At 56.0% G+C, this 12793-nt stretch carries 8 protein-coding genes; all 8 read right to left on the bottom strand.

Annotated elements, in window-relative coordinates:
• Window positions 1–406: 406 nt before the first annotated feature.
• The 8 genes from RHIBR816_RS0133480 to lipA all read right to left on the bottom strand — a co-directional run bounded on the left by RHIBR816_RS0133480 (window position 407) and on the right by lipA (window position 12664).
• Window positions 407–1408, bottom strand: a complete 1002-nt coding sequence (locus RHIBR816_RS0133480) for an ABC transporter ATP-binding protein (RefSeq protein ID WP_018240953.1) — start codon at window positions 1406–1408, stop codon at window positions 407–409.
• Complete coding sequence (locus tag RHIBR816_RS0133475) at window positions 1401–2411, bottom strand: ABC transporter ATP-binding protein (RefSeq protein WP_018240952.1); 1011 nt, start codon at window positions 2409–2411, stop codon at window positions 1401–1403. Before RHIBR816_RS0133475 ends, RHIBR816_RS0133480 begins: the two co-directional genes overlap by 8 nt.
• Window positions 2408–3340, bottom strand: a complete 933-nt coding sequence (locus RHIBR816_RS0133470; RefSeq protein ID WP_018240951.1) for an ABC transporter permease — start codon at window positions 3338–3340, stop codon at window positions 2408–2410. The genes RHIBR816_RS0133475 and RHIBR816_RS0133470 overlap by 4 nt, the downstream gene beginning before the upstream one ends.
• A complete protein-coding gene (locus RHIBR816_RS0133465) occupies window positions 3337–4311 on the bottom strand; it encodes an ABC transporter permease (protein ID WP_018240950.1) in 975 nt (324 codons plus the stop codon). Before RHIBR816_RS0133465 ends, RHIBR816_RS0133470 begins: the two co-directional genes overlap by 4 nt.
• 27 nt (window positions 4312–4338) lie before the next feature.
• Window positions 4339–6009, bottom strand: a complete 1671-nt coding sequence (locus RHIBR816_RS0133460; protein WP_026187724.1) for an ABC transporter substrate-binding protein — start codon at window positions 6007–6009, stop codon at window positions 4339–4341.
• Between the two features lie 475 nt (window positions 6010–6484).
• Window positions 6485–8224 carry a CocE/NonD family hydrolase gene (locus tag RHIBR816_RS0133455; RefSeq protein WP_018240948.1) on the bottom strand — a complete coding sequence of 580 codons (1740 nt, stop codon included), beginning with the start codon at window positions 8222–8224 and terminating at the stop codon, window positions 6485–6487.
• Between the two features lie 623 nt (window positions 8225–8847).
• A complete protein-coding gene (locus tag RHIBR816_RS35215) occupies window positions 8848–11481 on the bottom strand; it encodes a CehA/McbA family metallohydrolase (protein ID WP_034817634.1) in 2634 nt (877 codons plus the stop codon).
• Window positions 11482–11692: 211 nt separating this feature from the next.
• Window positions 11693–12664 (bottom strand): lipoyl synthase, encoded by a 972-nt coding sequence (gene lipA, locus RHIBR816_RS0133445; protein ID WP_018240946.1) that lies wholly within the window; start codon window positions 12662–12664, stop codon window positions 11693–11695.
• Window positions 12665–12793 lie beyond the last annotated feature (129 nt).

The raw sequence follows: 12793 nt of genomic DNA, 5'->3' as shown, positions 1-12793 counted from the left end.
TTGCTGCAAACACGCTTGCTCCAAGTCGGTGGGTATTTGAAGTCTCAGAGACAATGCAACCTAGAAAACCCACCCCAGACCCCCCAACGACGTTCGCTCTGCTGCGAAACGCGGTGATTTGCCGGATGATAGTTACCGCCCTCGATCTGCCACGGCTAGATGGAGGGTTCGGTCACAGGCAGGTAGAGTCCGGCCGACAGGTTAACGCCTTCATGCATTGAAATATTGACGGTAGGTAACAGGCGCTGGTACCCTTCGCCTGAAGCATGGATGCTTGCCGGCACGGACGGCAAGATTGGCGCAACGTCCGACATACTGTACCTCCCTCGGTTGGTGCTCCCACTGTATCCTTCAGGTAATTTCCTCCTTGGGTGCTGAAGAGGTTCTGAGTAGCGCCAGGCAACCTTCACTTTGCCAGCCAGCACGCTGACAGGTGCTGCGGTCCCACTTCGATGGCCGACGGCTCCTCCTGTCGGCAGCGATCGAAGGCGAGAGGGCAACGCGGATGGAAACGACAGCCCTTCGGGACGCGGGCGGCGCTCGGCACCTCCCCCTGCAACGCTTGAATGCCGCCGCTCCCTGCATCACGGCGCACCTGGGGCGTCGAGTTTCGCAGCGCGACCGTATAGGGATGGCGGGGGTACAACGTGATGTCATCGGCGCTGCCGATCTCCACCACCCGGCCAAGGTACATGACCGCAATCCGGTCGGCGATCAGCCACGCGAGCGGCAGGTCGTGCGTGATAAACAGCAGCGCCAAGCGGTATTTGTCACGCAGATCGATCAGCGCCTGGAGGATCTGTGCCCGGATGGATACATCAAGCATCGACACTGGTTCGTCGGCGACGATAAAGTCCGGCTTCACGACAAGCGCGCCGGCTACGACGACGCGCTGGCGCTGGCCGCCGGACAGTTCGTGCGGAAAGCGCGCGAAGAACTCCTGGGGAGGGTTCAACCCCGCGGTTGAAAGGGCTTCGCTGACGCGTTCGGTGAGCTGGGCGCGGTTTTCGACCAAGCGCAATGACCGCAACGGCTCTGCCACCGCATCGAAGACGGTATGGCGCGGATTGAGCGCCTGATAAGCGTCCTGGAAGATCATCTGGACGCGGTGTCTGTAGGGACGCAAGGTCGAAAAACCATGCGTTGTGGTCATATCCTCACCGTCGAACAGCAACCTTCCGCCCGTCGGCTGGACGAGTTTGGTGATAACGCGGCCAACCGTTGTTTTGCCGCTACCCGATTCTCCGACAAGCGCAACAATCTCACCGCGGTTGACGTTGAGGTTTATCCCGTCCACGGCACGAACGACCCCCTTGGGCCGTCCCAAAATGCTGTCAAACACCCCGCTTTGCATCGGAAAGCTTACTTGCAGGTTCTCTAAGCGCAGGATGTCGGCGTTGTCAGGCATTGACGGAAACCTTATCTGCTGGAGCCAACGAATTATGAAGATGACAGGCCACGCGGCCCTTCCCGTACGCGTTGAGGTGAGGAGCTTCGGTTGCACAAATAGCCATCGCAGACGGGCACCGCGGGTGGAAAGCGCACCCTAAAGGGCGCTTCATCAACGTAGGAGGATCTCCCGGAATCGGCCGAAGCATCCGTTTTCCCTCCGCCGGATTCGGGATCGAATCCATCAACAGCCGCGTATAAGGGTGTTTGGGCTCGGCGAAGATGTCGGCAACGGACCCATCCTCAACGATGCGCCCGGAGTACATGATCATGACGCGATCACATGACTCCGCGACCACAGACAAATCGTGCGTGATCAAAATCAGCGCTAGATTGAACTTGGTTCGGAGATCAACAAGCAGCTTGAGAACCTGCGCCTGATTGATTACATCGAGGGCAGTGGTCGGCTCGTCGCCGATGACAATTGAAGGCCGACAAGCCAACGCCATTGCGATCATCACCCTTTGGCGCATACCACCAGACAGTTGGTGAGGGTAAGCGGCACCACGATCGGCAGGAATACCGACGAGCTCAAGCAGTTCCCTCGCCCTTGCCATTGCCTCGGCACGGGACATGCCATGCAGCACGCATGGTTCGGCGATCTGGTTTACAATGCGGTGGACCGGGTTAAGCGCATTCATGGCCCCTTGGAATACCACGGACGTCTCACTCCAGCGATGCGGCCGCATCGCCGCATCGTCGTCGATCGGCAGTGGACTGCCGCGATAGCGTACCTCGCCACCGGCGACGCGTGCATTGGGCGACAACAGGCCAGCAATCGCCATTGCCGTCGTGGTCTTTCCGCTGCCGGATTCTCCGACGAGGGCAACAGCTTCTCCGGCGCGAAGCTCAAAGCTCACGTCGTGGATTGCACGCAACGAAACACCTTTCGTTCCATAGTCAACAGTAAGCCCATCAACAATCAGGAGCGGAGGCGTGGTGTTTTTAGACGTATTGCTCATGGAATGACCCTCCGGCGGGGATTGAAGGTGTCGTCGAGCGCATTGCCAATCAGCACGAAAGCAAGAGACACCATCAGCACGCAGATGCCAGGCGCGCCTAGATACCACCAGGCACCAACGCTGGCTGCACCAGCGCGCTGAGCGAGGGAAAGCAACGTTCCCCATGAAGGTTGTAATGGGTCGCCCAAGCCCAGAAAGGAGAGCGAAGTCTCGATGTAGATCGCGTTGGCGACGACCAGCGCACCATTGGCGGCGATTTGTGGCACGAGATTGGGCAGAATGTGCCGCACCATGATGCTGGTATCGCTGCTGCCCGCAATCCGCGCTCGATCAACAAACGTTCGCTCCTTAAGCGATAGTGTCTGACTACGAATTACACGTGCGATAAAAGCCCAGCTCGTCAAGCCGATGACTACAATGATCACAAAGAGAGAAGGACGGAAGCCAAGGATTTCTCCGCCGCGTCCCATGACCTCGAGAACCACCGGGGTAATGACCAGCGCGAGGACGAAGGACGGAACAACGAAGAAGAAGTCCGTCAAGCGCATCAGCCAGACGTCAACCCAGCCACCGAAGTAGCCCGCCGTTATTCCGACAATCGTTCCAACGATGAGGCTTATCACAGTCGCCAGCAGCGCGATCGTGAGAGAAATCCGGGCTCCGTGTGCAACCAGATTGAGCACGTCCCGCCCCACGTCGTCGGTCCCCAGCAGATGCTGGCCTGATGGTGGTGCGAGGAAATCGCCGGTTGCAGTGATCGCAGTCTGAAGCGGTCCCACCAAAATATTGGGCATAGCTGCTACGGCGACAAAGAACACCAGACAAACCAGGCCAAGCTGCGCGCCGCCATGACCAAGGAGTTGGCGCAAAAAACCCTTAATTGCTCGCGCTCGGATCCGCGACAGAGATTGAACTGTACCTTCGCTCATTGTTTCACTCGTGGATCAAGAAGGCCGTAAGCAAGATCGGCGATTAGGTTTGCGATAACGATGGAGACGCCGAGCAACAGGAAAACGCCTTGAAGGACGGGGTAGTCTCGCGCATTGAGCGCTTCCACCGTCAGGCCGCCTATCCCCGGCCATGCGAACACGGCTTCGACAGTAATGGCGCCTGCTACGACGTAACCGAGATTAAGGCTAACCAAGGTCACGACCGGCAGCATCGCATTGCGAAATGCATGACGCATCAGCATCTGACCGTTGGTGAGACCCTTAGCCCGTGCTGTGACCATGTAGTCCTCCGTGACGACATCACTCATCGCAGCACGCGCTACCACCACGTATTGGCCGATTAGCCCAAGGGCTACTGCAAAGACTGGAAGCGCGAGATGCCGCAGGTAATCGAGCAACCAGGCAACAAAACCAATAGTCGCGCCGGGCGAAGATGCACCATAGCCCGGAAGCCAACCCAATGCGGTACTGAAGATTACCACCAAAAGCATGCCCAGCCAGAACGAGGGCGTGGAATAGAGCGCCAGAGAGGCTCCAGTGGCGACGTGGTCGATTCCTCCTCCTCTGCGCCAACCGGCATACACGCCGAGCATAACCCCGCACAGAATTGCGATGAATTGGGCTAGACCGACCAAGGCGATGGTGGCTGGCAACCGCTCCAAGATCAGGTCAGCGACGTGCCTGCCCCTGAACTTGAAGCTGTAGCCAAAATCACCATGGACAGTTGCCGACAAGTAATCGACCACTTGGTCCGGGAATAGCGGCCGGTCGAGGCCCCAGCTCTGGCGCTGCGCCTCGATCTGCTCGGCCGTCACGCTGATGCGAGCCCCGCCAAGCAGAAGCGATGCAGGGTCACCTGGAATGACCCTGAACAGTATAAAGTTTAGCGTCGCCACCATCAGGAGCGTCATCATCGCCCTGAGGAATATGGCCCCGATGCGCCGGCTCATGCGACCTCCCTGTCGTTGGTACTCACTTCAGATCGGCCTCAGTCGATCGAACGGAAAGTAGCTGAACATCGACATCATGTCCTTCGTCCCCCATCCTTCGAAGCACTCCGTGCGTCGACCTTCGAGGACGAGGGGGTAACACAGCATGATGTAGGGAGCTTCCGTGTAAATGAGACGCACCGCCTGATCAACGAGCTCCTGGCTCTTTTTCAGATCGATGGTGGCATCGGTCTGCGACAGAAGCTCATCGAACTTGTCATTTGACCAATACGCAGCGTTGCTGGTGCCTATGAGCTTGCTACTACCTAAGCTGAGAATGTCGTGAGGAAAAGGAGTCAACCAACTGGCGCTAACAAGCAAATCCCAGCCTCCACCGCCATTCGCCGGGGCTGCCATACGGGCGTTCAGCGCGCCGGAGTCGAGTTGCGTCACCGAAACGGGGATGCCAATTTCCCCCAACCAACCAGCAATAAGTTGCACGGCGGAAATCGGCATTTCCAGCGCACCCGAGGCGTTTCCCGTTATCAGCTCGAGCTGGATCCTCTTGCCCTCCTTGTCCTCTCGAACGCCGTCGCCGTTTGTATCAAGATAACCGGCAGCATCGAGCCGCCGAGCGGCCTCGGCAAGATCGAAGTGACGTTTAATGTCGCTCAGATCGGAAAAATAGTCGGTGGCCGTGGGCATGACCAATCCTACGCCAGGGTCGGCATGTCCGCGCAAAGCTCGATCCACGATGGCCTGCTGATCGATCGCATAGCCGATCGCATCGCGAAACGCAGAATCCTGCAGGGCCTTAGTACTGCCCATCCCTTCCCCTGAGATGGTATTGAAAGCGAGATAGTTTCGCTGCTCAACTCGCGATTCACCGACTACGATTGCAGGATCCTTGGAGAGGTCCTCCCACTGTGCAGCAGTCAGGCTGAGGCCATAATCGAGGTCACCGCTCTTCAGACCCTGGGCAATGGGATCGGCGGTGTTGAAAAAGCGGAAAACCATCCCGGCCGTCTTTGGTTGACCGGTACGAAAATAAGGATTGGGCGAAAGGCGCGCGAACTGTCCTTGCTGAAACTCGGAAACGACCATGGGGCCTGTGCCCACCAGAGGCGGATCGTTTCGAAAGGCGCTGCGCGCGTCCGCGTAGCTGATGTCCTTCCAGATATGCTCGGGGACGATCGCAGTGAAGTTGTTGATAGGCCAGCGTGTAGGAAGCTTGGTTACGATTTGCAACGTTTCGTCATCGACGGCAGTGATAGAATCGACGTTTTCCAAGCCGTCAGTGTTGTTAACACCAACGTTCAACTCGTCGGGCTTGCCAATGGAGCCGCGAAGATAATTGTAGGTGAATGCGGCGTCTTTGGCCGTGGCGGGCTGGCCGTCCGACCACTTCATGCCAGGCCAGATCTTGAAGGTCCACGTGAGATTGTCGTCGGCAACCGACCACTCCTTGGCAAATCCGCTCCGGTCAGGATTGCGCTGGGCATCAACGCCGACGAGGTAATCATAAGTGAAGACCAGCGGCCAAAACGAGCCCCAGGTGGCAAATGGGTTCATTGTGTCGGGAGCCGCAATCGCGGCAAGGCGCACGATGTGATCAACGCACGACGAAGCAGCCGCCCGTGAGTTCAGAATCCACGGCGCAGTTGATCCCAGCAGCATCGCTTTCAAAGCCGCACGGCGGCTAAGTTGCCAATTGTACATTCCTTGAAATCCTCCGTCTTGTTGTTTCGCCGCTGCGTCCCATCAAAAACATTGGGAGCGTTATTCATTTCCATTTGTTGAGATGAAGTTTGTTTGCGGCAGTGCCCCTCAGCACATTGCATTTTCAATGTAGCAGTGCCCAGCAGGTCGCCGTTCGGAAAAAATCGGCTGTGGGCGCAGCAATTCGGCGTTCTTTCCGCAATTATGCATCTACACGCCTTCATCTGCAGGATGCCGGTCGCCCACCCCGATCATCGAGGGAGATAAATGTGAAATGGCGCCGTTCTTGCCCGTGCGGTCCGTAGCCCGGCTCCACCAGTGGAGAGCATGCGAGCCTATGGATGGCGGTCAACGGTGACCGCCATCCACCGAGGTTTTAACGGTTTTCAGCTTGATGGGTTTTGAGCCTTTGAGTCGCCTGTCTTCGCATGGACAATATTGAAAAGAGCCAGGCAAGCGTCAGATAGAATAAGCATTATCGTATCGGCAGTCCGCCGGGGACAAATTCCGATCCTTTTCGACACGGCTGCGCTCGCTGCGTCCCCCATTCAGGCGCGGGCGCCTGCGCTGTCGCCCCCGGAATAATTGGGAGAAGGATTTTCGACGGATAAGTCTTCGAGTGATACACCCTGTTGATGGATGCCTCGCCTGCCGGAATTATTTCGGAGATAGGATTGGGAGCGCCGATGGTTAGCTCAAGAGAGTGCCCTTGCCGAATTACGTAAGCAATCGGCGCCAACAGCGACATTCGTATTTCATAAATCTCGTTTGGAACGAGTTTCTCGCTTTTACGAAATACATGCACGACTTCGTCAGAATAGGTCCGCGTCTCATCAATTGCGCGCAGCGAAGCACGCAGCCCGCCTGACATGAGGAAGAGTACGTTACCTTCGGGATCCACGTCCTTCAACGTCAAATACAGGTCAGCGTCATCTCCATTGTCGATGCTGAGATACAGCGTGACTTCCGGATTTCCTAGCAGCGTCATATCCGAGGTCGACGGCTTGGTCCGGTAATTCAGCACGCCTACACTATTCGGTTCGAGCGCAAACTGCTGATTGTTACGATGCAGTTCCGTTCCTGCTGGATATAGGTAGGCGCGAGATCCCTCGGTCGGGCTACCATCAGGTTTGTCGGGCGAGATCCTCGCATCGGCAGTGAGATAGTAGGCACGCCGCTCGACGGCCGGTTCTGGCCAGGTGGCGTGCCTTGTAACCCAACCGGCAACCGACTTCTTAGGATCTCCATTCGGTTCCGAAACCTCCCAATAGACGGTCACTGGAAACTCATGTTCTACTCCATTTTCAATGCCCTTTACCCAGCGATCCAGGAACTTCATCCGCTCATCGTCTACAATGCTATAGCTCCGTGGGCCCGGTCCCCCGATAGAATGATCGCCGTTCATCAGAACCAGTTTTTTATACTCCGCGTTCGGCATCAGCTTTGTAAATAACCGCGCGCTTTCCCTAACCGCCGTGCCAGCTTCCTCCTGCCAGGAGGCGATAAGCATGGTGGGTACGGCTATCTTGCCGGCGACCTCATCGCGCGCCAAATAAATTGAATCCCACCATTCATCTTTAAATGGCCGCTTTCTAAACTCGTCACAGAATGGACGTTTGACAAGCTGCCTGTCACCCTTTCGAATTGCGACGCATTCAGTATCGCCTGCGCTGATGCGGCCCTCTACTCCTTTGACTTGAAGAACGAACTCACTTTCGATAGCCCATTTTAATACACCTAGCCGCGGCATTCCACCCACGGAACAGGTATCCTCATAGCCGTCTTCGACGCCGCTCGCTACGATGGCCCTTAGATGAGGCGGTTGTTCCGCAGCGACCCAGAATTGAACGGTGCCTGCAGATGAATTGCCAATCATTCCCACATTGCCGTCGCTCCAAGGCTGTTCGGCAATCCATTCGACCACTTCGGCACCGTAAATTCCTTCCTTACGGTCAAACCAATAATCGATGACACCTTCCGAACAACCCGTCGCGGGGAAGTTGGCGCCGACGAAAGCGTAGCCGGCATCGAGAAACGGTTTCGCAACCTCGAAGGGAGTGAAACTCGCCGAATATGGGGAATACAAGAAAACGCTTGGATGGCGGCCAGATTTCGGACGGTATGAAATGTGGGCGATACGCGTGCCGTCCTTCATGGTTACGTAGCCGATGTCGCGCACCACATCAGCTTGGGTAAGGTAGGCATTACCTTTCATCTGCGGATCTCCCCTCGAGTTCGCATTGTTCCGCGCAAAAACAACTGGCCCAATGCCACACGGCCATCGGCAATGCATGCATGCGGTGATTAGTGGTGTTTGTTTGCAGCAAGCCTGTCAGATCGGTGGGTTTGGCAACTCAGCGTTTGCATCGCGAAAGTAACAGCGATGCGTTGGCGTTTAACGCCAAATCCCCGCACTAGAAGCAGGAAATTACCGTTTTTTCCCGACATTGCGCAGTTAACCGGCAATCTCTCGCGAAGAATGAAACCACAATGTGGGTGTTTCCAGACCCGGCTTAATACGTCCCAGGCGCACGGCGTTTTGTGTGGCTGGAGACGTTTCAGGATTGTGTCCCCAGACAAGAACTGCTTGTCACACACATCATCGGCCCTGTCACAAATAGCAAATGATAGTACAACCTTGATTATCTTCAGTAGAGGTTCCCGCCTTTCGCGGAATTCCTCATGCAGTTCTACTCCGGCATATCTGTGACAAACCGCAGGGAGGCCACTGCCGCCTCCAATGTCGCGAATGACTATGAGAGCTACATCGCATGGTCAGCAGAACGCGCTTTGTTATGAAGCGGTTCTCGCAGTAGCCATCCACGTGGGTCGTGATTCTCAATGCTCCCGCTTCGTGTGCATGGAATGCACGGGAGTATGTTCATGGCTAGCACCGAGTTCGTGAAGCCGATGATGCAGACGATGATGAGCAAGTTCCAGAGAGGCTCTCATGCGAGCATGCCGTGCTTCGTCGCTCCTCGGGGCGACGGTATCCAGATACGCTATTGATCCCTCGATCTGGGCGAGCACCGCCACAGCGTCGCTTGTTGCGAAAATCGGTTTGTCTCCGACCTCCACTAAGACGGCACTCGTGTGTGCGGCAATATCGGCATCGCGTCCTGCCACACTGCCTCGAACGCGGACAGCCAGCCAACAAGATTCTGTCAAATGCAGCGAGGTGTGTCCATTGCAAGAGAGTTTATCCGAATGAAATTCCTCAATGACAACTCCGTTGAGAAGTAACTCGGCGCGCTTTGGAGGAACGCTAACGGAATCGATGCGCCAATCGATCCCGACTGTGCCACCGCTAGGAGGAAGCCGGATCTTACTCCCAGGAAACCGACCCTCTACAGCCATGCGGACGAGCGGCCCTACTGTGACAAACGTGTCGCCGCGACGTACAGCGTCCATCCAATTCTGAAAAGTGAAATCGCAATCGCCTAAATAGGAGTATGTTCGGATGCCCCCAAGCAGCGATGCTGCATTCATCTTATCAGATCCTGCGACCAGCGGCAGATGATATCCAATGTTCAAATATCGATACCAATCGGCAAGTCCAAATGCACTAATCTGAGCGTCGCGCGGATTAAAAGTCATCATTTCGATCGCATCGACCAGACCAAGTACGATGTCTGCTGCACGCTCGGCCTGAGGGTTTGGGGCGTGTGGCATTACTACGAGGCCACCTTGTTGGCGACAACGCTCTGCCCAGTCGGCCATGATCCTCTCCAGCGGATCGCCGATCGCTGCCTCGTGCGGTCCAGCGGTACATAGGGGATCAATTATCTCGCCGCTATAGCCAAGAAGAGATATGTGACCCATCACGTGTTGGCGATTTTCCGTGCCTACACGAACAAGAAACTCGCCATCACCACCAAAATCTTTCGCCCCTAAAGTGGTTCGGCCGTCGAAGTCTCCCACGTTGGTGAACATTTCGCCCCACTGCGACGCCAGCAAGTTGACAACGTTGACACCCTCTGCCTGCCCTTCGAGAAGAGCTGTCTGCGGGCTCAGCACATGGACATGCGTATCAGAACAGACCCAACCCTGCTCACGCCATCGGAGGACTTTCTCCAGCTCGAATGTCAAAGTCTCCGTATCTTGCTCGATCTCGATCATGCGGCGAACCGGGCGCATCTCGAAACCCCTGGAAATTTCAACAAAGACGACTCCAACCGGAAGGTCCACTGTGCAGGTGCCGTCTATGTAGGCGTACTGATTTAGTCCGTTGGCAAATTCGCCGTAGAGGTCTTCAAACCAGCCGGTGTTTACCTTCCGGTGGTGTCCTTTCGGCGGAAGGTACTCTCCGTGTGGGCCGTGGATATGCAAGCGAGCGGCAACACCCCGGCCGGTACCTTTTTCAATTATTCGAAGTTTAACGGACTTTGTCGCTGCCTCAATTGCCATTGCTTCAGCTACTGGGTCGACGACAGGATGGGCCTTTTCCAGCAATCGAAGCTCCCGCACTAGCAGGCTGCCATCGTCGGTCCGAAGGTAAAGTTGAGCATCCGGGTGGGCGGAATACTCAACGATGATGTCACTGTTCGATCGCACTGGCTGAACGTCAGGTAGTTCACTCAGCCAATCATGCGGGGAATACTCGAGAACGGCGCGCGCAGAGATGACTGTCCCAAGATCTATGCCAATTTGATCACCCCGATCATCGACATCGAGTTCTCCGAGGCAATTCAACATAACACCTTCAGGCAAACGCATTCTCAACTTACGGCGTTCTCGAAGTCGCAGCGGATGCTCTTCGAGAGTTGTGAAGCTAATTGCATATATCAGTGACTCCTCATTGTCCGCGCGAAGTCGCAGGGATGCGATTTCTCTCGCAGGGTGGGGATTAGGAAGTGCGTAAAGCCAAAGGTTCTCATCATCGATAAGACGTCCGGATGAGTTTCGCTGTTCTGCAATGCCATAATCAAGAACTGGAGCGCGCCTTAGAGCTAAGTCCTCGGCATGAGTTGCGTGCACACTTGGTGCTCTTGCTGGGACTGCCGCAAATGGGCTAGCTGCCCACGAAATATGCCTTTGTTGTATCCCAAACCGACGCAAAAGGGGCAGCTCAATTTCACTACCATCGGTGTATTTCAGCGAGTAGGTCGACACCAAATCTCCAAGTTCATTGCCATCAACCCCAAGCGTAGCTGGCCCTATTTGTCCGAATCCATATTTATCGACAGCTGGCCGGTCTGCCACCGCCTGAACAAATATTATATAAGTCGCCACTGTAAGCGGGAGCATAATGGTGACAGGAGCGTCCCCAGGTTTCAAACGCACCACATCAGGGCCGGACCCTTCCCCAAACAAGAAGGGCATGCCTCTACACGTCTGAAATCCCTGAAGTTTAATGCTCCAATCATTGTCACTCTCTTTCATGGCTAGTCCACCAGCGAGATCGCGACGAATGGCATTATAGGTGCTCTTCAAATCGAGAGTTTTGAAGTGCGGCGAGGCAGGTGTTTTCATTTGGTCAAATCCGCTTGAGTTATTGGGTCTTTGCGTTGTCAGGAGACAGACCAGCGGGGACACGAGCAGCAGGCCACCGCCTCTCGTTAATCGGCTGATGCAGAAGGGGAGGGACAGCCGTGACGGTCAGGTCCACCAGCGCCAATCACCGGTATAGCTGGCCGCTGAACATGAATTAGGCAAACTAGATCTAAATGCCTTGCCGCTACTCCTATGCCCCTTCAACCGAGAGCTTACGTTCCCGCGCCGCCGCCCGTAAAAGAAGAAAGTCCTCTCCAGCGTGATGTGAGGACCTGGTCAGTGGGTGCGAAGACACCATCAGAAAACCCTTGGTGTAGGCCACTGTCTCGTATGACTTGAATTCGTCGGGAGTGACGAAGCTCATGACCGCGTGGTGCTTGCGCGTTGGCTGCAGGTACTGGCCAATCGTCAGGAAGTCGACATCCGCCGTACGCAAGTCGTCCATCAACTGTAGCACTTCGTTTCGTCTTTCACCGAGACCGACCATGATGCCCGATTTGGTGAACATGGTAGGGTCCAGTTCCTTCACGCGCTGCAGCAGGCGGATAGAGTGGAAGTAACGGGCGCCCGGACGAACGGTCAGGTAATTGCCCGCCACCGTTTCGATGTTGTGGTTGAAGACGTCGGGCTTGGCAGCAACGACGCGCTCCAGAGCACCCGACTTCTTCAGGAAGTCAGGCGTCAGGATCTCGATGGTGGTAGCCGGCGACGCTGCGCGGATCGCCCAGATCACCTTTTCGAAATGCTCGGCACCACCGTCTTCCAGATCGTCGCGGTCGACGGAGGTGATGACGACGTGGCTAAGGCCCATCTGCTTGACGGCCTTGGCGACATTCTCAGGCTCTGCCATGTCGAGCGTGTTCGGCTTGCCGGTCGCAACATTGCAGAAAGCACAGGCGCGGGTACAGATCTCGCCCATAATCATGAAGGTTGCGTGCTTCTTGTCCCAGCACTCGCCGATATTCGGGCAGCCCGCCTCCTCGCAGACCGTCACCAACTTGTGCGAGCGCACGAGACCGCGCGTTTCCTGGTAGCCCTTGGAGACCGGCGCCTTCACGCGGATCCATTCCGGTTTGCGCAGCACTTCCGTGTCCGGTCGATTGGCCTTTTCCGGATGGCGTGCTCGTCTTGCCGGACTGCTGGTGTCGAGGATGGTGACCATTTACTGGGTGCTCAAATGTCAGACCGGATTGCTCTTCAATCAGCATGATACGATGCCTTATTCGCGCATTTGCTGCTGAAGATTGGGTTTCTCGCAGGTAGTAAGCAAATTCTTCTCTCCCTACGCTGA

Source organism: Ensifer sp. BR816, from assembly GCF_000378985.1.
In the GTDB taxonomy this organism is placed as follows: Bacteria; Pseudomonadota; Alphaproteobacteria; order Rhizobiales; family Rhizobiaceae; genus Sinorhizobium.
This window is presented reverse-complemented; position numbering and strand designations above follow the sequence as displayed.